The following is a 21903-nucleotide window of genomic DNA, read 5'->3' on the forward strand; positions in this document are numbered from 1 at the left end:
TGCGTTGCGCCTCCAATCGCCTGCAGCAAGGCGCAAAGCGCAGCCCTTATGTCGATAAGGGCAAGCTTTGTAACGCAGCGGCAGGCGATTCGAGGCGCAACCCATTTAATGAATAAATATCCTTAGATGGGACGAGCTATTGCGGTTCAGGACGTCGTTGCTCCTCCCTTGTGTGCGGAGAGCACACGGCGGTCGTCGCGCCTAGCCCTGAACCGCAATAGCTCGTCGCAGCCCATCCAATGGGTGTTAACAGGCCCTAGTCAAAGCTTTCGGTGGTGTAGAGCCACACCTGCATGTCGGGTGGCCAGAAATCCGCTGGCCATCCGGCCTTCAGTTTCAAATGACGAATGAAGTCCCGAGGGCTGGGCAACTGCTCCCAGACCGCCGGCAAAAAAATGCTGCGCCTCGCGCCCGCCTGAAGAATCACGCCGTCGACCCCGGGGCGCAGTGCGTCCAGCAGTTCTGCCTCCGACCGCACCTCGCAGCGCTGGGGCTCGCTCAGTACCGAGATCTCGATGCCCGTGTCGTGCCATTCACCTGATGTCAGCGGCGGAAATCTCGGGTCGGCGAATGCCGAAGAATATGCGTTGTTCCAAACGTCTACATGTAAGGGCCGCGTGGCTTCGATAGTGCCGCAGCAGCCGCGCAGATCTTCGCCGACTCGTAAGGTGACAAATGACGCTCCAGGCCGAATCAGCGCCGTATGTAGCGGCGGACCGTCGTAGGGTGCGCGCTCGCCGGTTTGTAGCGATGCCTCTATCGACGTACGTGCCAACGACAGCAGCTCGGAGCGTTGCGCAGGACTCAGGCTCATCGAGCAGACTCGTGCAGCGCGAACGCCCCGTAACCCACGACCCTGGTGCGATCCCCGGCCGTGTCGCCAGAGTTGCAGCGGGCGATCTCCTCGATGCGCGCGCTACGCTGCCGGGCTAGAAACGTCAGTCCATTGATGCCGATGCAGCCGCAGGCCTGTTCGCCTGTGAGCGTGGCCTCATTTCGCAAAATCGCGGTGCTGGTCCCGGCGTCGACCGCACGAGCCTCGTCGTAGGGTAAGTAATGGCTGAGATCGGAGCTGACCAGTACCAATGTTTCTTCGTCGCCCCAAACGTCGGCGAGTGCAGCGGCCACGGCGGGCGGTGACGCGGATCCCAGGGCGACGGGCAATAGCGTGAAATCGTCGAACATCATTTGCAGGAATGGCAGCTGCACCTCCAGGCTGTGCTCGCTGGCGTGAGGCGCATCGGATTCGATGACCTGCTCATGCTCCAGCAGGCGCGTCTTGAGATCGCGATCTACTGGCACCATACCTAGCGGTGTCTGAAAGACCTCCGCCGCGGGCACCGCCATACCGCGCAAATAGACGCGATGGCTGGGGCCGATGAGCACGATGCGACGGATTTGCCTACGCAGCTGTACGACCTGCGAGTACGCGGCAGCCGCGATGACGCCGGAATAGATGTAGCCCGCATGCGGCACGATCAAAGCCTTCGGTATCGGACCTGCAGTCGTGGGCGCCTGTGATAAATACCCCGATACCACATCGCGCAGCTCGGTTGCGTTACCCGGATAAAACAGGCCGGCGACGGCGGGGGCTCTGACTTTCGTGCTCACCGCGTTTCCCCCTTGGCTCGAAGGGCGCATGATGATTGAACGCATCCGATGTATACGCCGGTCCCGACAGCGATGAAAGACACTCAAATTTGGCCCACGACACATTGGCACGCACTGGATGACGGACGGATCCAGTGCGACGTTTGCCCTCGCGAATGTCGCATGCACGAAGGGCAGCGCGGACTGTGTTTCGTTCGCGGCGTCGAGGCGGGCGCAGTGAAGCTCTACACCTACGGCCGCTCCAGCGGCTTCTGCGTCGATCCCATCGAGAAGAAGCCGCTGAATCATTTCCTGCCGGGCACCTCGGTGCTCTCCTTCGGCACCGCTGGGTGCAATCTGGCCTGCAAGTTCTGCCAGAACTGGGATATGAGCAAATCGCGCGAGATGGATACGCTGGCAGATCAGGCCACGCCTGAGATGCTGGCCCAGGCCGCACAAAGGCTGGGATGCTCCAGCGTCGCTTACACGTACAACGATCCGGTCGTGTTCATGGAGTACGCAATCGACGTCGCCGATGCGTGCCGCGAGGTGGGCGTGAAGAGCGTCGCCGTGACCGCTGGCTACATCAACGCCGCGCCACGCGTCGAGCTCTACAAACACATGGACGCGGCCAACGTCGATCTCAAAGGATTTACGGAGCGCTTCTATAAGAAGATCTGCGGCGCGGAGCTGGCTCCTGTGCTCGAGACGCTCGAATATCTGAAACGCGAGACGCGAGTGTGGTTCGAGATCACCACGCTGCTGATTCCCGACGAGAATGACTCGGATGCCGAGTTGGAGCAGATGACCCGTTGGATCATGGACAAGCTCGGCCCCGACGTGCCGTTGCATTTCACTGCATTCCATCCCGATTGGAAGATGTTGGACAAGGAACATACACCCGCCGCGACTTTGACGCGTGCAAGGAACATTGCACGCGCGAATGGGCTGCACTACGTCTACACCGGCAACGTGCACGACTCCATCGGCGCGAGCACGTACTGCGCAGGCTGCGGCGAGCGAGTCATCGAGCGCGACTGGTACGAGCTAGGTGAATGGCAGCTCGATGCTGTCGGCAAATGTTTGCACTGTGGCGCGCAGTTGCCTGGCGTGTTCGATGGGGCGGCAGGGAAGTGGGGCGCGAAGCGCATGCCGGTGCGGCTGGCCGCCCTGTCGCGCTGACCAAATAAAAGCCCGCCGGTGCTGCCACCGGCGGGCCCCTATACGTTCTGGGCGGTACTAGGTCGCTCTAGTCGTCCTTAAAACCGCCACTGTCCTGTCAACCAGAACGCATTCGCATCGTCCACCTCATCCAGATCGATCTTCTCGTACTCGAGCTTGGCGTGCAGATGATCGAAGAACGTCATGCCGACGCCGACGCCATACATCAGGTCCTCGCCGCTGTCTTTACGATTGAACTCCAGATCGTTGATGTCGCCGGAGATCTTCAGGTCGTAAATGTAGTAACCCAGCTTGGCCGACAGCTCCACCGGTCCGAGCGGCAACGTGCCGATGATGCTGGGTGCGAAGCCCGACAGCTCGGCGCGGAATCTGCCGTGATTGCCGGTACTGCTGCTGAAGTCATCCTGCGGCCGGCCAAAGTCGATATACGCTGCCTGCAGCGAAATATATGGATTCAGGCGCCAGCCGACGAAGGCCTGCCATGCGGTGTCGTCGTCATCCAAGCTTCTGAGGGTATCGCCCAGGTCGCCGGGATTGTCGATCTCGACATTGAACTGGCCGACGCCGCCGCCGACATAAAAACCTCGCTCGTTCTCCGGCGACTGCGCGTAAGCGGCGCCAGAGCCCAATGCCAGCAGCGTTGCCGCCATGATTGCGCGTTTCATACACTCTCCTGTGAGTAGTAAAAGGGCGAGCCGCTTGCCGGCCGGCTTGCAGCGTTCCGCTTTCGCAACTCGCGAGTGCACAACGTTTGTTTGCTGCGGTGGTTCCCTGATGCGTCGACGCTACTGGCCAAACACCCAGCGTATCAATTCTGCATGCACGGCTTCGCCCGAGCCGCCTTGCGCGCCTGGAGAATTGACAATGATCACCACAACGTAAGTTTTTCCAGAAGCGGCATTCACAAAGCCGGCGAGCGCACTGACGTTGTCGAGATGACCGGTCTTCAAACGAATGCGTCCTTGCATGCCGGGAGATTTGAAACGATTGCGCAAAGTTCCGTCCGTGGCGGACAGCGGTAGCGATGCTGCGAATTCCGGCATGAACGGGCTGTGCCATGCCATATCCAGCATCTCGCCCAGACCTCGCGCCGTCACTCGCTCGGCGCGCGACAAGCCAGAGCCGTTGTCGAGCACGAAGCCCGGCATCGTGATGCCACGAGTCGAGAGCCAGGAACGAACTGCGTTGCGGCCGCTTTCCACAGTCGCTGGCGGGCCGAACTTCTCCACGCCGAGCGTCAGCATCAGGTGGCGCGCCATGACGTTGTTGGAATATTTGTTGACCAGCCGGATGACTTCGGCCAGCGACAGCGAATCGTGCGAATAAAGTGGCTTGGCATTGGCCGGCAATGTTTCCATACGCAGCGCGCCGTCCATTGCGCCGCCCGACTGCGTCCACAATGTTCGGAACGTGCCGTATGCATAGTCGGGCGCCGTCATGATGGCGCGGCCAATCGAGAAGCTGCCGCACGACTTCGGCAACACTCCACCGACGACCACGGTGTTCGGTTTGTCGATGGGGTCAGGCGTGTTGAACGTGACACCCGAGGTGTAGCACTTGCCGTCGATCAGCCGCACCTGATTTTGCAGATCGAGGTTTGCCGGCAATGGATTGACCAGGATCGACGGTCGCGCGCGTTGCTCATTCGCGATCAGCGTGAAGCGCGAGGTCTGAAAGTTCACCATCAGCGCGTCTGGCAGCACGTTGTAGCTGCGGAACGGCTGTGAATCGAAGTCGGCGCGATTGCCTGCCGCGGGCGCGAAGTAGCTTTGATCGATCACGAAGTCGCCGTTGATCTTGGCGAGCCCCTGCTCGCGCAGGCCCTGCACGAACCGCCACCAGTGCTCGGAGGTCATGTATGGATCGCCGCCACCGACCACGAACAGATCGCCGTTCAGCACGCCATTGGCGAGCGGCCCGTTGCTATAGGCGCGCGTCTTCCAGGTATAGCTCGGGCCCAGCGTATCCAGTGCCACATAGGTGGTCAGCACTTTGATGACCGAGGCCGGGCTGCGGGGCTGGTTGTCGTTGATTCCGAGCACCACCTCGTTGGTGTTCGCATCGCGCACGTAGATGCTGACGTCCTTGGCCGGGATCCCGACGCGAGTCATGACACGCGAAACGGCGGGCGGCAGCTGCGAGTCCCGCGCCAGCGCGAGCGGGTGAAAGACAACGGCGACGAGCGCGACCAGCGCGACGAGGGGTTTGAGCATTCGAGGGGTCAGACCAGGCGACAGCGGCCGAATTTTAGCAGTGTGTCCGGCGTGCAGCGCTGCAAACTGGGTGCGATGTTCTTCTGTACGTGTACGCCGCATACTTCGGCTCCTGCGGCGGTGAACTCACGGGCTTGGAACGATGCGACGACTGTGGAATACCTTTCTCAAGGGCCTGGCGGCGGTGCTGCCGGTGGCGCTCACGGTCTATGTCGTGTTCTGGCTGGCGAAGACCGCCGAGTCGGTGCTGGGCGGCCCGTTGCAGGCCTTGCTGCCGGCGGATAGCTACTGGCCGGGGCTCGGGCTGCTGGCCGCTTTCGGGCTGATTCTCGTGGTCGGCGTGCTGGTCGACGCATACATCGTCCGGCGCCTGATCCGCTACGGCGAGTCCATCCTGGCGCGCATTCCCATCGTCAAGACCATCTTCGGCGCCTTCAAGGATTTCAGCCGCTTCCTGCCCGCCGGCGGCAAGGCGCGCGATTTGAAGCGCGTCGTGCTGTGGCGCTTTGGCACGGCCCAGCTGATCGGCTTCGTCACCGAGGAGCAGCTCAACCCGAAGTTGTTCGGGCCGGACAACCAGGATCTGGTCGCGGTGTACTTCCCCATGAGTTATCAGATCGGCGGGTACACCCTGTATCTGCACAAGGACGAGCTGCGCGAGACCGAGCTGTCGGTGGAGGAGGCGATGCGCCTGGTGCTCATCGGCGGCGTGACCAGCCAGACGACCGCAGGAACCGGATAGAGGCCGATCTACCTCATAGACAAGCTACCCGGATGCTCATCGGTCACATTCCAGTCCGCACCCCGTTCCCGTGGCAGGTGCTGCTCGACTATTACTCGCATCGTCTCACGCCTGGCTTTGAGTCCGTCTCAGGCGGGCGATATGAACGCGTCCTTGGTAAACGGACCATCGTCGTCGAGTACCAGGCCAGGCCATCGCGCCTGATCGTGAGCGCGAACGGGCGGGTCAATGCGGATGAAACATTGGCAGCGGCGACCCGGTTGTTCGACGTCGAGCACGATCACGATCTGATTCAAGAGCACCTGCAGCGTTCCAAGCCACTGAAGCAGAGGCTGGTCAATCTGCCGGGCATGCGGCCGCTGGGCGCGTGGTCGCCGTTCGAGCTTTGCATTCGAACCATCCTCGGTCAGCAAGTCACAGTCGCGGCCGCCGGCACGCTGATGCGTCGATTGGTGGAGCGGTGCGGCTCGATCACCCCGGAGTGTGTGGTCGCAGCGGATGTTTCCAACATGGGCATGCCCGGCAAGCGTGCGGCGGCGCTGCAGTCCTTTGCACAGGCCATCGTCGATGGGCGAGTGGATTTCTCGCAGCCGTGGGCGCAGGTGGACGCGGCATTACAAACGTTGCCGGGCTTCGGGCCCTGGACGCGTGCGTATCTGGCGATTCGTTTGGGCCGAGATCGGGATGCGTTCCCTGCGTCCGACATTGGCTTGATCCGTGCCGCAAACGTGGCGACCCCAGCGGAACTGCTCAAACTGGCCGAAGCGTGGCGCCCGCTACGCGCCTACGCGGCGATTTATCTGTGGGCGGTGGCACCCTGAATCGAGCGGCGAAATTACGGCAGCGGGCTGCGGTAAAAACACCCTGAATGGGCTCATCTCGAGCCTTGCGGCTGCCGTGTTTGTGATGCCGCTCTCGATCTGCCAAATCTCGGCCCCTGACTGCCAATTCTTGTCACCTGCGCACTGTCACATGAACTGTGGCGGGTTTAACAATTTCACACTCTGCAGGGCGCGTGGTGAATCGGACTGCTGTTACGATTTCGTCATTCACTCCCGTCACAGGAACGCAGCGACGGTCTGGTCGTGTCCGACGCCAATATTCGACAAATACGCGTGTTGCATCTCGTGAGCGCCGGCGGCGTCGCGAGCGCTTTGCAGCCGTCGCTATTCATGCCGCTGCTGACGCGTTTGCCGAGGCAGCGCGTGAAGGCGCAGGTCGCGTGCTTGTCGCCGGGCGCGGTGCCTTCGGCGGTGCTGCGTCAGAACGGCGTGCCCACGTTCGATCTGGCGCTGTCACGCAAACGTTTCTCGCCGAAAGCGTTCCAGGAGCTGGTGCAGGCCACGCGTCACTTCCGTCCGGATGTGATTCAGGCGTGGGGGCACACGGCACAAGTCGTTTCTACGCTGCTGCGTAAGCGCTGCGAATGGAAGCCACGACTGGTGTGGAGTGTTTCGGAGACGACACCGCTGGCGAAGAATGCCGGCTTCATCGATCGGCAAAAGCTCAAGTACGCCGCGAAGTTCTCCGCGCGCGCCGATCGTATCGTCTATGCGTCCGAGTCGGGCGCCTCTCAATATCGTCGCGTTGGCTTCCCCGATGGCGGTCATGAAACCATTCCGCCCGGCGTGGACGCCACGCGCTTCAAGCCGGATTTCGCTGCCCGACGCAAGCTGCGCGAGGAGCTGAGCCTGCCGGGTGAGGCCTTCGTCGTGGGCATGGTCGCGCCGTTCCAGACCGAATATGACCACGCGACTTTGATCAAGGCGATCGGCGAGCTGATCAAGACGAATCCAAACATTGCGCTGGTGCTGGCGGGGCACGGCGTGCAGAAGGGCAATGCACCGTTGATGGCGTTGGTTGGCGGCGGTTCGCTGTCCACTCGCGCGCACCTGCTGGGCGAATGGTCCGACATCAATGCTTTGTACAACGCCTGCGATGTCGTTTGCTCCAGTGCGGTGAACGATCTGTCGCGCATGAATGTCGTCATGGCGATGCTGTGTGGCGTGCCGGTCGTTGCTACGGGCATGGGTGCTCAAGGTGAGCTGATCGGCCAGCATGGCGTGGCGATCGAGCCGGGCAGTCCGACGGCCTTCGTCAAAGGCATCAATCGGGTCATGCAGCTGACGCCGGAAAAACGAACTCACCTGGCGCAGGGCGCGCGCAAGCATGCTTTGGCGAATTACGTGTACGTGCGCTCGCTGCAGAAATATCTGCAGCTCTACTACGATTTGATTGGCCGGCAGTCGCTGGTCACGAACGAGCTGCCGGCGCCGGACATCGATGCGTCGCTGACGGTGCCGCCGGCGTTGCCGACCCAGGCCGAGATGAGCGCCAGCAAGCGCAAGCCGATCACGGTGGTCGATCTGGCCGATCCGGATTCGCTGGAATCCAAGGTGACCGAGCGCGAGCCGGAAGAGCTGCCCAAATGGCGGCTCGAGCAGGAACAGGAGCGCAACAAGCGCGAAGCCGAGCTGGCGGCGAAGGTCGCGGCGAGCAAGTCGGTGGGCGATGTGCTGGAGGTCTTCGAGAGTCAGCAAGTGAAGGCGCTCGGCTCCGAGACGCCGATGACCGAGCGGGCGCGCGGTGTTGCTGACGATTCGGAAGAGCTGCTGTCGCCGGAGATGCTGGCAGCCGAAGCACCGCCGCCGCCACGTGTGTCCAGTGCTCCGTCAGGTGCGAAGAAGCCTGCCGCGCCGTCGACAGCCCAGACTGCGCCGCAGCCCGATGCAGCGAAACAGGCTGCTTTGAAAGCTGCGCGCATGGCCGCGCTGCAACCGATCGCGCCGGCGCCCAAGCCGAGTACTGCGAAGTCACAAGATGCGTCGCCTATGACCAGGCCGCCGGCGACCTCGCCCGTCACGCGACCGCCTGCGACGATTGCTGCTTCCTCCGCTGTCGAGTCATCGAAGCCGGTTGAATCGGCGCCACCTGCGACGATCGCTGCTACGGTTGTCGAGTCGTCGACGCCAGCTGAATCGGCGCCGCTCGCGGCCGCTACGCCCGCTGCGGAAAAAACTGATATCGGCCGCACACAGCCGCTGGAAACGTTGCCTGAAGGCACGATGGCTGGCCTGGCCGCGCTGAAGTGGCCAATGACCGCGGATCTCACGGCGACGACTGGCAAACAGAAGGTCGATATCGACAGCACTCAGCCTCTGGGTGCCTTGGCTCAGGACCTCGCCAACTCGGCGCTGGCCGGCAAGGACCTGGCCGACGTTTCCAAGCCGGACGTCTCCAAGCCGGATAGCTCATCCACTCAGTCGCTCGAATTGCCTGCCGATCTGCTACCGCAGCGGCACGTAGTCGAAGCTGTGAGCCCGCCAGCGTCGCAGCCGCCCGTGGCCGAGTCGCCACTGGCGACGGGCAGCCTGAACGAATTCGGCGAGCTGACGCTGCTGGCGACAGGTGAGTGGCAAGCGATGCAGCGCTCGGATACCAAAACCGAAACAAAGGCAGGCGCCGCGAAGGCTGAAGCGCCCAACCCCGCTGAGCTCAGCGATGCCGAGACTCTGTCGCTGATCTCGACGGCGGCGCCGGCTGCCGACGAGCTGGCGATCGAGCCCACAATTCAGCTCGCAGCGCTGCCCGACCCCGAAATCGAGCCAAAGCGCGCTGCGAACGGCGAGTAACGCTTACTTCGTCTTCAGCGACGCCGCGTCCTTCGCGAGCTGCTCGATCGTTGCCCAATCTCCCGCGCGGATCTTGTCCGTCGGTGCAACCCATGACCCGCCAACGCACGCCACATTCGGCAGCGCCAAGAAGTCAGGCGCTGTCGTGCGCGTGATGCCGCCAGTGGGGCAGAACACAACTTCCGGGAACGGCGCGCCGAGCGCTTTCAACATGCCGATGCCGCCGGCCTGTTGGGCAGGAAACAATTTGAACGTGTCATAGCCCCAGCCCAATCCCGCCAGCAGTTCCGTGGGGGTCATGATCCCCGGCAACATCGGGAACGAAGCCGCTCGCGCCGCTGCGGCCATCTCCGCCGTGAGTCCCGGGCTCACGCCAAACTGAGCGCCCGCATTCCCGGCGGTCACATAATCGCCAGGACGCGCCAGCGTCCCCACGCCAACAACCGCATCCGGCACAGACTTGCGCATCGCTTCGATGGCAGGCAGCGCCGCCGGCGTGCGCAATGTGACTTCCAGAACACGCAGACCGCCGGCGCACAGCGCGCGAGCGAGCGGTACGGCGTGGTCGATGTGCTCGATCGTGAGCACGGGAATGACAGGAGCAAGCGCGAGAATGGAGCGAATATTCATGAGAAGTGACTGATGACTAGTGACTAATGAGTGATCTCAGAGCCCGCCGTAAACGGAAGCAGCACCGGCTTCCGCGTCCCCTGCGGCGGCCCGGAACGTAGCAAACAATTCGCGGCCCATGCCGAAATTGTTGCGGCTCAAATCCGGTTTCGGCACCGCCCGACTGTGCAGCACCGCTTCGGACACCTTTACTTCGAGCACGCCGGTGTAGCTGTCCAGATGAATGATGTCGCCGTCCTGCACCTTCTCGAGCGGGCCGCCCGAGAGGCATTCCGGTGTCATGTGAATCGCAGCGGGCACCGCCCCCGACGCACCAGACATGCGGCCATCGGTCACGAGCGCGACTTTGAAGCCTTTGCTCTGCAAAGAGGTGAGCGTCGGTGTCAGCTGATGCAGCTCCGGCATGCCATTGGCGCGTGGGCCCTGATATCGAACGACGACGACGCAATCGCGCGCCAGTTCGCCGGCCTTGAATGCCTTGATGACATCTTCCTGGTCGTTGAACACGCGCGCCGGCGCTTCGACGACGCGATGTTGCGGCTGGACGGCGGAAGTCTTGATAACGCCGCGACCCAGATTGCCGCGCAATACCTTCAGTCCGCCATCGGCGCCGAACGGATCCGTCATTGGCCGCAGCACTTCGTGATCGCCGCTTTTATCGGGCGCGGGCCGCCACTGCAGGCCGTCGGGCGACAACCACGGTTCGCGCGTGTAAGCCTCCATGCCCTGGCCGACCACCGTGATCGTGTCCTGATGTAACAAGCCGGAGCGGATCAATTCGCGAATCAGGAAGCCGATGCCGCCAGCTGCGTGGAAGTGATTCACGTCCGCGGCGCCGTTCGGGTAGATGCGCGCCAGCAGCGGCACGATGTCCGACAGATCGCTGAAATCGTCCCAATTGATGGCGATACCCGCGGCATGCGCCATGGCGACCAGGTGCAATGTATGGTTGGTCGAGCCGCCGGTTGCGAGCAATCCGACGATGGCATTCACGATGGCGCGCTCATCGACCGTCTCGCTCAGCGGCAGATATTCATCACCCAGCGCAGTGATCTTCGCGGCACGCCGGGCTGCAGCGCTGGTGAGCGAATCGCGCAGTGGAGTGTTGGGAGTGACGAAGGCCGCACCCGGCAGATGCAGGCCCATCATTTCCATCATCACCTGATTGCTGTTGGCCGTGCCATAGAACGTACACGTGCCTTGCGAGTGATAACTCTGCGCTTCCGATTCCAGCAATGCGTCGCGACCGACTTTGCCTTCGGCGTACAGCTGACGAATGCGGGCCTTTTCTTTGTTCGGAATGCCCGACGTCATCGGTCCCGCCGGCACGAAGATCGTGGGCAGGTGGCCGAACGTGAGCGCGCCCATCAGCAGGCCCGGCACGATCTTGTCGCACACGCCGAGGCACAAAGTGGCATCGAACATATTGTGAGATAGCGCGATCGCGGTGCTCATCGCGATTACGTCGCGACTAAACAACGACAGCTCCATGCCCGGCTGGCCTTGCGTGACACCGTCACACATTGCGGGGACGCCGCCAGCGAACTGGGCCACCGCGCCGACTTCGCGCGCGGCCAGTTTGATCAGCTCCGGATAACGCTCCAGCGGTCGATGTGCCGACAGCATGTCGTTATAAGAAGAAACGATGGCAAGATTAGGCCAACGCGCGACGCGCAGCTTGTCCTTGTCCTGCGTGTCCATGGCCGCAAAGCCATGCGCCAGATTGGTACAGGACAAGCCCGCGCGAGTCGGTTTGTCTCTGTGTTGCGCTTCTCGCATGCGCTCGAGATAGGCACTTCGGGTGGGTTGGCTGCGCTCGCGAATCCTCTCGGTTACGGCGCGCACGCGTTCATGCAAGGGTGCGCTGGTTTTCATGTGTGCTTGGTTCTACCCGGCAACGGCTCGATCATTGTTGGCGATTCTAGCGCCTCGCGCGGCGCATCGCCTCGGGACTCACGCTATGATGAGCAGGAACTGTGGAATTGCAGACCGCTCGCTGAAACAAATGTCCACAAAATGTCTCGTCGTGCGTTTGCGGGCGTCATCCTGGGGCGCTAATTTAGCGGGCTGCGATCGAGGATTTCCTGCAAGGCGTCAGTATTCATGCAACCTCTCCCGACTTTCGATCTGATCCTGTTCGGCGGCACTGGCGATCTGGCCATGCGCAAGCTGCTCCCCGCTTTATATCGCCGCAAGGCGTCCGGGTATTTGTCGCCCAAGTCGCGCGTGCTCGGTGTGGCGCGTAGCGAGCTGTCGCGCGAGGAGTATCTCGCGATGGTCCAGAGCAGCTGCCAAACCCATCTGGGCAAGGAGTACGACGAACAGCGTTGGGCAGAATTTTCACAACATGTGGACTATCTGAAGGTCGATGCCTCGTCCCCCGAAGACTTTGCCGGCCTGAAGAGAAAGCTCGAGGGTTGTGACGAGCATACGCGCGCGTTCTTCCTGTCGACCGCGCCGGATCTGTTCGCACCGATTTGTGAAGGTCTCGCGACACATTCGCTGGCGACGCCGAACTCGCGCGTCGTGCTGGAAAAGCCGCTGGGTCATGACCGCGCCTCCTCGGCGCAGATCAACGAACGCGTCGGTCGTATCTTCACCGAGCAGCAGATCTTCCGTATCGACCACTATCTCGGTAAGGAAACTGTGCAGAACCTGCTGGCGCTGCGTTTCGGCAATACGCTGTTCGAGCCGCTGTGGCGTCGAGGTCGTGTGAAGCACGTGCAGATCACGGTTGCCGAAGAGCTCGGCGTCGAGCGTCGCGCGGGTTTCTACGATGAAACCGGCGCATTGCGCGACATGGTGCAAAACCATCTCCTGCAACTGCTGTGCATTATCGCGATGGAGCCGCCGGCGACGTCCGATCCGGATGCGATGCGCGATGAAAAACTGAAAGTGTTGCGCGCGTTGCGTCCGCTGCGTGGCCGCGATGTTCTGCATAAAACCGTGCGTGGCCAGTACAAGGCCGGCGCGTCCGGCGGCAAGCCGGTGGTCGGTTATCTGGACGAGAAGGACGTGCCGGAGAACAGCAAGACCGAAACGTTCGTGGCCTTGCGCGTCGACATCGATTCGTGGCGCTGGGTCGGCGTGCCGTTCTATCTGCGCACCGGCAAACGGCTGCAGGAAAAGCTGTCTGAAATCGTGGTGACGTTCGAGGATGTGCCGTTGTCCATCTACGAACGCCCGGACACGCCGCAGGCCTTGAACCGCCTGGTGATCCAGCTGCAGCCCGACGAGAGCATCGAGCTCACCGTGCTGGCGAAATTCCCCGGCGAGGTGATGCGCCTGCGGCCGGTCAACCTGAGCCTGGATTTCTCCGAGACCTTCAAGGCGCCGCGCCTGGATGCCTACGAGCGCCTGCTCACCGATGTGCTCAAGGGCAATCTGACGCTGTTCATGCGCCGTGACGAGCTGGATGCCGCCTGGCAGTGGGTCGATCCCATCCGCGAGGCTTGGGAACAATCGGATGAGGCGCCCAAGACCTATACCGCCGGCAGCTGGGGCCCGGCCGCGGCCAGCGCCCTGCTGGGCCGGGATGGCTTCGCCTGGCGCAACGAGCTCTAATAAGAGGTAGTCGCAGCCGCAATGAGATATCCATGAGCTGGGTGCACGAACACCGCTTCCCCGACTCGCTGGCCCTGGCGCACGCGTTGTCCGGTGAGCTCAAAGTCGATCTCGAGGAAGCCATTCAGGAGCGTGGCGCCGCAAGCCTGGTGGTCTCCGGCGGGCGCACGCCCGGCAAGCTGTTCGAGCAGCTGCGCAGCGAGGCGCTGGACTGGACCAAGGTGTGGGTCACGCTGGCCGACGAGCGCTGGGTAGAGACCACCAACCCAGCGAGCAACGAAAAACTGGTGCGGGAAACCCTGCTGACCGGCCCGGCCGCAGCGGCGCATTTCGTGGGATTGAAGAATCCGGCGCCGGCGCCCGAGGCGGGTGCCGATTGGGCCACTCGTGCGTTAACCCGAGTGCCGCATCCGTTCGACGTGGTGCTGCTGGGCATGGGCGAGGACGGCCATACCGCATCGCTGTTTCCCGGCTCGCTGGCGTTGGGCAAGGCATTGGACCGTGCGGCCCAGCCGGGCTGCGTCGCCATCAACTCGCTGACGGCGCCGCATGCGCGCCTGAGCTTGAATTTGTCGGCGCTGCTGGACTCGCGCCGTATCATTTTGCATATCGAGGGGGAGTCGAAGTGGCAGGTTTATCAGCGCGCGAAAGCGGCCGGGCCGGTGGCCGAGTTGCCAGTGCGCTCGGTGTTGCACCAGAAAGAAGTCCCCATGGACGTGTATTGGTCGCCGTGAAGGATCGCTGCGCATGAGCCGGGCAGGTATTCCTCCGCGCATGATCGCGGACATCGGCGGCACCAACGCGCGCTTCGCGTTGCTCGATGGTATGGATCGCCGCGACGAGGTCGTGCTGGCCTGCGCCGACTATCCCGATCTGGTCTCGGCCACCGAAGAATATTTGCGACGTATAGGTGCCAAGGGTTCCGGCCGGCCGCTCGAAGCGGCGATCGCGATCGCCGGCCCGGTTACTGGCGACATCATTCGCATGACCAATCATGTGTGGCAGTTCTCGGCCGCGCACACGCGACAGCAGCTGCAATTGCGCCGGCTGATCGTGCTGAATGATTTCACCGCGCTTGCCATGGCTGTGCGCCATCTGAAGGGCAGCGATATCGAGCAGATCGGTGGCGGCAAGCCGCAACCCAACGCACCCATCGCCGTCATCGGTCCGGGCACGGGCCTCGGCGTTTCGGGGTTGATTCCGAGCGGCGAGCATTGGATCCCGCTGCAAGGCGAGGGCGGTCACGTCACTTTGTCGGTGATGAACGAGCGTGAGCTCGCGGTGCTCGAACAACTGCAGCAGCGTTTCTCACATGTCTCGGCCGAGCGCGTGATTTCCGGGCCAGGACTGGTGACTCTGTACGATGCGTTGTGCGGCGTCGAAGGCGTCATTCCTGAAGTGCTGACGCCGCCTGAGATCACCAAGCGCGCACAGGAAGGAACATGTCGGCTGTGTTTCGAAACAGTCAGCATGTTCTGCGCTCTGCTCGGCACGATGGCGGGCAATCTGGTGCTCACGCTCGGTGCACTCGGCGGTGCTTACATCGGCGGTGGCATTGCGCCGGGATTGGGCCCGATGTTTACCAGCTCGCGCTTCCGCGATCGTTTCGAAGACAAAGGTCGCTTCACCGATTACGTGGCGCGTGTGCCGACGTATGTCATCCGTGCCGAGTTGCCCGCGCTGCTCGGCCTGGCCAGCGCCTTCACCGACCCCGGGCCGCGCCTCGAAGCCGATTGATCAGTGCTGACTGATCGCTGGCACACTCATTGCAACATTTGGGCATCGGAACATCGGTTCCTCCTAAACAACGCAAGTGAGCGTATCGTGCGTGTGCTCGTCATCGCTGAATCCGCCGATCGTGCGGAGATCCTGAAGTCGGGGGTGCAGCTCGCCGGTCATGAACTGACCGAGGTGTTGCCCCTGGATAGTGCCTTGTCGCCTGCGCTGGAACGAGGCAAGCCCGACGTGCTGCTGCTGGAAGCGCGCGCGCCTTCAGTGGATCTGCTGGATCGTTTGCTCGACGCCATGGGCTCGTCGGCCGTGCCATTCGCGGTGTTCGCCGGCGATGCCTCGACGCAGGTCATTGAAAATAGCGTGCGCGCAGGTGCCGCGGCCTATGTGGTCGACGGGCTCGAAGCGACGCGCGTGCCGGCGATTCTGCAAGTCGCGCTGGCGCGTTTCGATTACATCGCCGGTCTGCGCAGCGAGCTGGGCCTGGCCCAGCAGAAGCTGGCTGAACGCAAATTCGTGGAGCGCGCCAAAGGCCTGCTGATGAAGGCGCGCAATCTGAGCGAAGACGAGGCGTATCACACGCTCCGGCGCATGGCCATGGAGCGCAACCGACGCATGGGAGATGTGGCCAAGTCGGTGATCGAGATGGCCGAGCTGTTGAACTGAATCGATCCGATTGGTGCAGATCGTGCGAGGTCTGCACCAGAACGGTCCCACGTTACAGCTTCACCAGGCTGCTGACTTCCAGCAGCCGATGGCTCGGCACGCCAAAATGGATGGCGGCGAGCTGGCTGTTGCGGCCCATGAAAGCGAACAGTCGTTTGCGCCACAACGGCATGCCCGAGCCCGCGCTGAAGATCGGGTTCTCCCGGCCAACCACATACACCGTCGAATCCGGCTCGTACGGCACGCCTTTCTCTTCGGCGCCGCGTAGTGCCGCGACCACGTTCGGCGTTTCCATGAAGCCATAGCGCGCAATGATCCGGCACAGTCCATCGCCGATCTCTTGGATTTCGATGCGCTCTTCGGGCTGCACGAACGGCATTTCCGGCCGCACGAACGTGAGCAGCACGTTGCGCTTGTGCAGGACCCGGTTGAACTTCAGGTTGTTCAACAGTGCGCGCGGCATGCCGCCGGCTTCGGCTGCGAGATAGACCGCCGTGCCTTCGACCCGCGTCGGCGGATCTTTCTCCACCATCGCGAGGAAATCGCGCACTGGCATCTGCTGCCGGGCAATCAGCCACGCCAGCGTGCGCCGACCTTCCTGCCAGGTGCTCATCAAAATATAAATGCCGACGGCCACAGCCACGGGCAGCCAGCCGCCGTGAGCGAACTTGAGCAGGTTGGAGCAGAAGAATGACAGCTCGACGATCAGGATCAGCGACAGCAGCGAGATGATGCTGCGGTTATGCGGCTCCATGCGCACCCGGAGCAACATCATCACCAGGATGGTGTCGATCAGCATCGTGCTCGAAATAGCGATGCCGTAGGCGCCGGCCAGCGCGCTCGAGGAACGGAAGCTCAGGATCAACGTCAGCGTGCCGGCGAACAACAGCCAGTTCACTGACGGCACATATACCTGGCCGATCTCCTCTTCCGACGAGTGCGTGATGCGCAGCCGCGGCAGGTAACCCAGGTTCAAGGCCTGACGCGTGACCGAGAACACGCCCGAGATCACGGCCTGCGAAGCGATCACGGTGGCGCAGGTCGCCAGCACGATCAGGAACGGCAGCAGCCAGCTCGGCGCCAGCAGATAAAACGGATTCTCGATGGCGCTCGGATCGGAGATCAGCAGCGCGCCCTGGCCGAAATAATTCAGCACCAGGGCCGGCCACACCAGCATGAACCAACCTTTGCGGATCGGCGCGCGGCCGAAGTGGCCCATGTCGGCATACAGGGCTTCGCCGCCGGTCACGGCCAGAAACACCGCGGACAGGGTGACGAACGCCATGACGCCGTTGTCGATGAAGAAATGCACGGCGTACATGGGATTGATGGCGAAGATCACATGGGGCGCTTGCATGATGTGACTTGCGCCCAGCACTGCGAGCGTCAGAAACCAGATCAGCGTGATGGGACCGAACATCCGCCCCATGGCCCCGGTGCCATGACGTTGCAGCAGGAACAACGCGGTCAGGATCAACACGGCGCCGGGCAGGACGAAGCGCTCGAGTTTTGGGGTCGCGACCGTCAGGCCTTCCATCGCGCTCAACACCGAGATGGCGGGCGTGACGATACCGTCGCCGAAGAACAGCGCGGCACCAAACAAACCGACGGCGCTCACCGGCGCCCAGACTTTCCAATTGGTGCTTGCGGTTGAAACCAGAGTGCTGAGCGCCAGTACACCGCCTTCGCCGCGGTTGTCGGCCCGCATCACGATGCCGATATATTTGAGCGAGATGATCAGCACCAGCGACCAGAGGATCAACGACAGCAGGCCGAGAATGTTCGCTTCATTCACGGCGATGCCGTGCGAGGGGTTGAAAACATTCGCGCAGGGCGTACAGCGGGCTGGTGCCGATATCGCCGAAAGACCACGCCAAAGCGCGGTCAGGACCAAGTTTTTTGCGTTTCCCCCGCCGTTTACGGTCGCCGTTGGCGGAGTCGGATGAGCGGATGGCCCATGATGATGTTGTTGTTACACGCTAGGCGCGGCAGCTGCCAAAGGGCGCGGGATTTTCTTAGTGGATTTTCCGACCGGCTTTGGAGCAGCCGGGTTGTCACAGGGGAGGGGCGGTCAGTCGGCCAGGCGGGCCAGCCAGGGAGCGACCAGCATGCCGAAGGCTGCGCCCACCACGGCGGTGATGCCGAGGCGGAGGTAGTCGATAGAGCGGCCGCCCAGCTCGGCGGCGCCTTGGGCCACCAGATTGCTGGTGATGCCGGAGCTGTCCAGCCAGCTCACCAGCGCCATGGCGAGCACGATGCCGCCGATGACGCCCGGGATGACAAAGGCCAGTGTGCGGCGCCAGTTGCGCCTCAACGACTGCATCTGTTGCTGCCATTCCTGTTCGAGCCGGCGGCGCGCCTCCAGCCGCTTGCCCTCATCGATGGCGTCGATCTGCGCGAACAGGTTCTGGTCAAAAGCGGCGTCGAGCTGCAGTTGCGGAGCAGCTTCGATCAGCGCCTCGTCCAGCTCCTCGAATTCGGGCAGGTTGCGCTGACACAGCCCGCAGCCGGTCAGATGGGCCTCGAACGCCGCGCTATCCGCGTCGTTCAGCTCGCCATCCAGCCAGTCCTGGAGGGCGTCGTCCCACTGTGAATGCTCATTAGGCTGCGTCATAGCTTCAGGCCGCGTTGGCAGCCTCCGCCTCTTTGGTCAGCTCGATTAGGCGCTTACGGGCGCGATGAAGCAAGGCTTTGACCGTGCCCAAGGGTAGCCCGAGGCTGGTAGCGGTCTGTTCGTAGGATTTGTCCTCCATATAGAACAGCACCACGGCCTGGCGATACCGCTCGGGCAGCTGGTCGAGCAGTTGCCCGACGCTCACGGTCGCCGAGTCGTCCGCCTCGGGGGCGGCCAGGGCAGCGACGGCCGGGTTGTAGCCGTCCTCATCGTCGTTCTGGTCGATGGAAACCGTCGGTCGGCGCTTGCGGATCTCGGACAGGGCGCCGTTCTTGGCGATCGCATAGATCCAGGTCGACAGCTGCGACTGCCCGGCGAAGCCCGGCAGCGCCTTCCAGACGCGCAGCAGCACGTCCTGGGTGCAGTCCTCAGCTTGGGCGCGATCGCGTAACATACTGAATATGAGGCGGAAAACCTTATCCCGGTAACGTGGCAACAAGAGCGCGAATGCCTCGCGGTATTGCTTGGCCTGCAGCCGCTCGTGAATGTCGGCGTCTGCCTGGAAAGCTGACGAGGACGGCATTGGCTGTTGGGACGTATGGGTTGGGGGAAAGGTTGCAGTGGGCTCACTTTAACAATGTGAGCGATTTATTAGTCCTAACACCGCCGCCGTCGACCGGTTACAACCCGTTGTTGACCGGCTCGTGAATAATCGGTGACGACCGGTGCAACCTTGCAGGGGGGCGGCCGCGTCCCAACCCCACGTTCAGACAAGTTCGGTAGTCCGAGGCAGACAACATGCTCAGCGATCTAGTCCCCCTGGTAGCCATCATTTTCGGCACGGGCATACCGCTGTCCATTCCCATCATCTGGATCTGCCTGAACTACCGGAAGCGCCGCCGCCTGATGGAGCTCAGTCATGCCGAGCGCATGGCGGCCATCGAGCGGGGTATGGAAGTGCCGCCGCTGCCGCTGGAGCTCATCGACGGCCGCAGCACTCGCCGGCGCAGCTCGTTGCTGCCGGGATTGGTGTGGTTCTTCATCGGCCTCGCCATGGTCGCCGGCTCGCTCAGCAGCGGCGAGGAATTGCCAGTGGTGTTCGGTCTGGTGCCGCTCGGCATCGGTCTGGCTTATCTCATCTATCACGCGGTCGAAGGCCGCCATGTCGAAGCGCGCCAGCAGGAACAGGAAGCGCGCGAGCGCGCCGAGCGCAACGGCCGATATTCGCAAGGCCCTGCAACCCTGTAACCAATACCTGCATCCAACTGGCGGTTCGTTCGCACTAGTCCATCGTCCTGACAAGCTCGTCGCAATGAGTGCGCCGGTCCCGCCGGCGTTCAAGGAGTCGCTCATGCTCACGATTCGCAATCTGTCGAAGTCCTACGGCAGCGTGGCTGCGTTACGCAATGTTTCTTTGCAGATTCCCGCCGGCATGTTCGGCCTGCTCGGCCCCAATGGGGCCGGCAAGTCGTCGCTGATGCGGACCATTGCGACCTTGCAGGATCCCGACTCCGGCAGCATCAGCTTCGACGGCATCGATGTGCTCGCCAACAAGATGGCGATCCGGCGCACGCTCGGTTATCTGCCGCAGGACTTCGGTGTCTATCCGAAAGTCAGCGCGCTCGGGCTGCTCGATCATCTCGCCGTGCTGAAGGGTTATTTGAATCGCGGCGAGCGCGCCGGTGTGGTCGAGGCGCTGTTGCGTCAGGTGAATCTCTGGGAAGTGCGCAAGCGCAAGCTCGGCACGTTCTCCGGCGGCATGCGGCAGCGCTTCGGTATCGCACAGGCGCTGCTCGGCAATCCAAAGCTGGTGATCGTCGACGAGCCCACCGCCGGCCTGGATCCTGAAGAGCGCAATCGTTTCCTGAACCTGCTGGCCGATATCGGCGGTCAGGTGGTCGTGATTCTTTCAACGCATATCGTTGAAGACGTGACCGATCTGTGTCCGCGTATGGCAATGATTTGCCGCGGCGAAGTGTTGATGAGCGGCGAGCCGCGCGAGGCCATCGCAGCGATGCGCGATCGAGTCTGGAGCAAGCTGGTCAGCAAGGCGACGCTGCCGGACTATCAAGCGCGTTACACCGTGCTGTCGACGCGCTTGATCGCCGGCGAGCCATTGATTCATGTGTATAGCGAGTCGCGCCCCGAAGAGGGTTTTGCGGCCGTCGATCCGGACCTGGAGGATGTTTATTTCCAGCGACTGCGCCAGCACGGCGCGGCGCCGGTCAATCTTGCGGCCGCTTGAACCAGGAGTCGCGTATGTTCCGCGAATTCTTCCGCTTCGAGCTGAGTTATCAGCTGCGCTCGCCGTTGCCCTGGGTCGTCGGGCTGGTGTTCGCGCTGCTGGCATTCGCCGCCACCACGAGCGAAATCATCACCATCGGCGAGGGCATCGGCAATGCCCATCGCAACGCGCCGTATGTCATCCTGACGTTCCTCAATGTGTTTTCGACGCTCGGCATGTTCGTTGCCGTCGCGTTGATCGCGCAGCCGCTGCTGCGTGACTTCGAGCTGGGCACCGAAGAGCTGTTCTTCAGCAAGCCGCTGAACAAGGCGACTTATCTGTGGGGCCGGTTCGCGGCTGGCTCGCTCATGGCGCTGATCGTCATGACAATCACGGCACTGGGCATGATGCTTGGCGCGTTCATGCCCTGGATCGATCCACAACGACTCGGGCCATTCACGCTGGCGCCGTACCTGTGGGGTTTCGGCGTCATCGTCATTCCGAATCTGCTGTTCACGGGCGCGCTGCTGGCTCTGCTCGCTGTGACGACGCGGCGGTTGCTCCTGGTGTTCATTGGCATCGTGGCGTTCCTGGTGCTGTTCTTGATCGCCGGCGCGCTCACCAAGGACATTCAATATCAGACGATCTCCGCGCTGATCGATCCGCTCGGCGGCGACTCGATCTCTCAGGTCATGCGCTACTGGTCGGTGGCCGAGCGCAACACGCAGCTGCCGGAGCTGAGTGGTCTGGTGTTGTTCAATCGGTTGATCTGGGCCGGTGTGGCAGGGGGCATGCTGCTGGCGACCCAGTTGCTGTTCAAACCGCAGCGGCAGCGGGCGAAGAAGCATTGGTGGCAGCGCTCGCGCAAGAGTGAGGATGTGGTTGCCTCCGTGCCAAGCACTGCTGTGCGACCTGTGGGGAAACTTTTCGCCGCGCCGCGCTCGTTCGATGCCTCGACTGCATTCGGGCAGTTCGTGCATCTGGTGTGGTTCGATACGAAGTCGGTGCTGCGGAGTATTCCGTTCCTGGTGCTGCTGGCGTTCGGCATGATCAACTATCTCGGCAGCTCGCTGGCGATGGATAACACGTTCGGCACGCCCATCCATCCGGTCACG

General features: G+C 62.5%; 20 protein-coding genes. 11 read left to right on the forward strand and 9 right to left on the reverse strand.

Features of this window, described 5'->3' with window-relative positions:
- Window positions 1-256 precede the first annotated feature (256 nt).
- Together amrA and amrB are read right to left on the reverse strand one after the other, a co-directional pair.
- Window positions 257-814, reverse strand: a complete 558-nt coding sequence (amrA, locus tag D0550_RS31235; protein WP_116813109.1) for an AmmeMemoRadiSam system protein A — start codon at window positions 812-814, stop codon at window positions 257-259.
- On the reverse strand, window positions 811-1611 hold the full coding sequence (gene amrB, locus D0550_RS31240; protein WP_206606652.1) for an AmmeMemoRadiSam system protein B: 801 nt from the start codon (window positions 1609-1611) through the stop codon (window positions 811-813). Before amrB ends, amrA begins: the two co-directional genes overlap by 4 nt.
- Window positions 1612-1659: 48 nt before the next feature.
- Between amrB and amrS the strand changes: the two genes are divergently transcribed.
- Window positions 1660-2772 (forward strand): AmmeMemoRadiSam system radical SAM enzyme, encoded by a 1113-nt coding sequence (gene amrS, locus D0550_RS31245; RefSeq protein WP_414717361.1) that lies wholly within the window; start codon window positions 1660-1662, stop codon window positions 2770-2772.
- A 77-nt stretch (window positions 2773-2849) separates the two neighbouring features.
- On the opposite strand, the gene D0550_RS31250 is transcribed toward amrS, so the two are convergent.
- Together D0550_RS31250 and dacB are read right to left on the reverse strand one after the other, a co-directional pair.
- Window positions 2850-3437 carry a porin family protein gene (locus tag D0550_RS31250; RefSeq protein WP_116813111.1) on the reverse strand — a complete coding sequence of 196 codons (588 nt, stop codon included), beginning with the start codon at window positions 3435-3437 and terminating at the stop codon, window positions 2850-2852.
- A 120-nt stretch (window positions 3438-3557) separates the two neighbouring features.
- A complete protein-coding gene (gene dacB, locus D0550_RS31255) occupies window positions 3558-4985 on the reverse strand; it encodes a D-alanyl-D-alanine carboxypeptidase/D-alanyl-D-alanine endopeptidase (RefSeq protein WP_161966173.1) in 1428 nt (475 codons plus the stop codon).
- A 142-nt stretch (window positions 4986-5127) separates the two neighbouring features.
- Here dacB and D0550_RS31260 point away from each other — a divergent pair, with 142 nt between their 5' ends.
- The 3 genes from D0550_RS31260 (at window position 5128) to D0550_RS31270 (ending at window position 9359) form a co-directional block, all read left to right on the forward strand.
- Entirely contained in the window at window positions 5128-5727 is a 600-nt protein-coding gene (locus D0550_RS31260; protein ID WP_116813113.1) for a DUF502 domain-containing protein, read from the forward strand.
- 32 nt (window positions 5728-5759) lie between these two features.
- Window positions 5760-6548 carry a DNA-3-methyladenine glycosylase family protein gene (locus D0550_RS31265; RefSeq protein ID WP_116813114.1) on the forward strand — a complete coding sequence of 263 codons (789 nt, stop codon included), beginning with the start codon at window positions 5760-5762 and terminating at the stop codon, window positions 6546-6548.
- Between the two features lie 264 nt (window positions 6549-6812).
- Window positions 6813-9359, forward strand: a complete 2547-nt coding sequence (locus D0550_RS31270; RefSeq protein WP_116813115.1) for a glycosyltransferase — start codon at window positions 6813-6815, stop codon at window positions 9357-9359.
- Window positions 9360-9362: 3 nt separating this feature from the next.
- Here D0550_RS31270 and eda read toward each other — a convergent pair whose 3' ends face one another.
- Both eda and edd read right to left on the reverse strand, forming a co-directional pair.
- Complete coding sequence (gene eda, locus D0550_RS31275; RefSeq protein ID WP_116813116.1) at window positions 9363-9989, reverse strand: bifunctional 4-hydroxy-2-oxoglutarate aldolase/2-dehydro-3-deoxy-phosphogluconate aldolase; 627 nt, start codon at window positions 9987-9989, stop codon at window positions 9363-9365.
- A gap of 36 nt (window positions 9990-10025) precedes the next feature.
- Complete coding sequence (gene edd, locus D0550_RS31280; RefSeq protein ID WP_116813117.1) at window positions 10026-11864, reverse strand: phosphogluconate dehydratase; 1839 nt, start codon at window positions 11862-11864, stop codon at window positions 10026-10028.
- A 228-nt stretch (window positions 11865-12092) separates the two neighbouring features.
- On the opposite strand from edd, the gene zwf reads away from it, so the two are divergent.
- From zwf to D0550_RS31300, 4 genes are all read left to right on the forward strand, one after another.
- On the forward strand, window positions 12093-13553 hold the full coding sequence (zwf, locus tag D0550_RS31285) for a glucose-6-phosphate dehydrogenase (RefSeq protein ID WP_116813118.1): 1461 nt from the start codon (window positions 12093-12095) through the stop codon (window positions 13551-13553).
- Between the two features lie 32 nt (window positions 13554-13585).
- On the forward strand, window positions 13586-14287 hold the full coding sequence (pgl, locus tag D0550_RS31290) for a 6-phosphogluconolactonase (protein WP_116813119.1): 702 nt from the start codon (window positions 13586-13588) through the stop codon (window positions 14285-14287).
- Between the two features lie 13 nt (window positions 14288-14300).
- Window positions 14301-15290, forward strand: a complete 990-nt coding sequence (locus tag D0550_RS31295; RefSeq protein ID WP_206606653.1) for a glucokinase — start codon at window positions 14301-14303, stop codon at window positions 15288-15290.
- 87 nt (window positions 15291-15377) lie between these two features.
- On the forward strand, window positions 15378-15950 hold the full coding sequence (locus D0550_RS31300; protein ID WP_153067439.1) for an ANTAR domain-containing response regulator: 573 nt from the start codon (window positions 15378-15380) through the stop codon (window positions 15948-15950).
- 52 nt (window positions 15951-16002) lie between these two features.
- On the opposite strand, the gene D0550_RS31305 is transcribed toward D0550_RS31300, so the two are convergent.
- The 3 genes from D0550_RS31305 to D0550_RS31315 all read right to left on the reverse strand — a co-directional run bounded on the left by D0550_RS31305 (window position 16003) and on the right by D0550_RS31315 (window position 19147).
- Window positions 16003-17745, reverse strand: coding sequence for a potassium transporter Kup (locus D0550_RS31305; RefSeq protein WP_206606654.1), 1743 nt, complete (start codon window positions 17743-17745; stop codon window positions 16003-16005).
- 276 nt (window positions 17746-18021) lie between these two features.
- Complete coding sequence (locus tag D0550_RS31310) at window positions 18022-18564, reverse strand: zf-HC2 domain-containing protein (protein ID WP_116813122.1); 543 nt, start codon at window positions 18562-18564, stop codon at window positions 18022-18024.
- Between the two features lie 4 nt (window positions 18565-18568).
- On the reverse strand, window positions 18569-19147 hold the full coding sequence (locus D0550_RS31315) for an RNA polymerase sigma factor (RefSeq protein ID WP_116813123.1): 579 nt from the start codon (window positions 19145-19147) through the stop codon (window positions 18569-18571).
- A gap of 215 nt (window positions 19148-19362) precedes the next feature.
- Here D0550_RS31315 and D0550_RS31320 point away from each other — a divergent pair, with 215 nt between their 5' ends.
- From D0550_RS31320 to D0550_RS31330, 3 genes are all read left to right on the forward strand, one after another.
- Window positions 19363-19812 (forward strand): DUF6249 domain-containing protein, encoded by a 450-nt coding sequence (locus tag D0550_RS31320; RefSeq protein ID WP_116813124.1) that lies wholly within the window; start codon window positions 19363-19365, stop codon window positions 19810-19812.
- A 103-nt stretch (window positions 19813-19915) separates the two neighbouring features.
- Window positions 19916-20809, forward strand: coding sequence for an ABC transporter ATP-binding protein (locus D0550_RS31325; RefSeq protein ID WP_116813126.1), 894 nt, complete (start codon window positions 19916-19918; stop codon window positions 20807-20809).
- A gap of 14 nt (window positions 20810-20823) precedes the next feature.
- Window positions 20824-21903: ABC transporter permease (locus tag D0550_RS31330; RefSeq protein ID WP_161966174.1), on the forward strand; the 1080-nt coding region annotated here is incomplete at its 3' end.

This window comes from Steroidobacter cummioxidans (assembly GCF_003104955.1).

Coding starts and splice junctions, on each gene's coding strand:
- D0550_RS31325 (WP_116813126.1), top strand. CDS start 19,916: ATGCTCACGATTCGCAATCTGTCGAAGTCCTACGGCAGCGTGGCTGCG.
- D0550_RS31310 (WP_116813122.1), bottom strand. CDS start 18,564: ATGACGCAGCCTAATGAGCATTCACAGTGGGACGACGCCCTCCAGGAC.
- D0550_RS31320 (WP_116813124.1), top strand. CDS start 19,363: ATGCTCAGCGATCTAGTCCCCCTGGTAGCCATCATTTTCGGCACGGGC.
- edd (WP_116813117.1), bottom strand. CDS start 11,864: ATGAAAACCAGCGCACCCTTGCATGAACGCGTGCGCGCCGTAACCGAG.
- pgl (WP_116813119.1), top strand. CDS start 13,586: ATGAGCTGGGTGCACGAACACCGCTTCCCCGACTCGCTGGCCCTGGCG.
- zwf (WP_116813118.1), top strand. CDS start 12,093: ATGCAACCTCTCCCGACTTTCGATCTGATCCTGTTCGGCGGCACTGGC.
- D0550_RS31315 (WP_116813123.1), bottom strand. CDS start 19,147: ATGCCGTCCTCGTCAGCTTTCCAGGCAGACGCCGACATTCACGAGCGG.
- eda (WP_116813116.1), bottom strand. CDS start 9,989: ATGAATATTCGCTCCATTCTCGCGCTTGCTCCTGTCATTCCCGTGCTC.
- D0550_RS31295 (WP_206606653.1), top strand. CDS start 14,301: ATGAGCCGGGCAGGTATTCCTCCGCGCATGATCGCGGACATCGGCGGC.
- dacB (WP_161966173.1), bottom strand. CDS start 4,985: ATGCTCAAACCCCTCGTCGCGCTGGTCGCGCTCGTCGCCGTTGTCTTT.
- amrA (WP_116813109.1), bottom strand. CDS start 814: ATGAGCCTGAGTCCTGCGCAACGCTCCGAGCTGCTGTCGTTGGCACGT.
- D0550_RS31260 (WP_116813113.1), top strand. CDS start 5,128: ATGCGACGACTGTGGAATACCTTTCTCAAGGGCCTGGCGGCGGTGCTG.
- D0550_RS31265 (WP_116813114.1), top strand. CDS start 5,760: ATGCTCATCGGTCACATTCCAGTCCGCACCCCGTTCCCGTGGCAGGTG.
- D0550_RS31250 (WP_116813111.1), bottom strand. CDS start 3,437: ATGAAACGCGCAATCATGGCGGCAACGCTGCTGGCATTGGGCTCTGGC.
- amrS (WP_414717361.1), top strand. CDS start 1,660: ATGTATACGCCGGTCCCGACAGCGATGAAAGACACTCAAATTTGGCCC.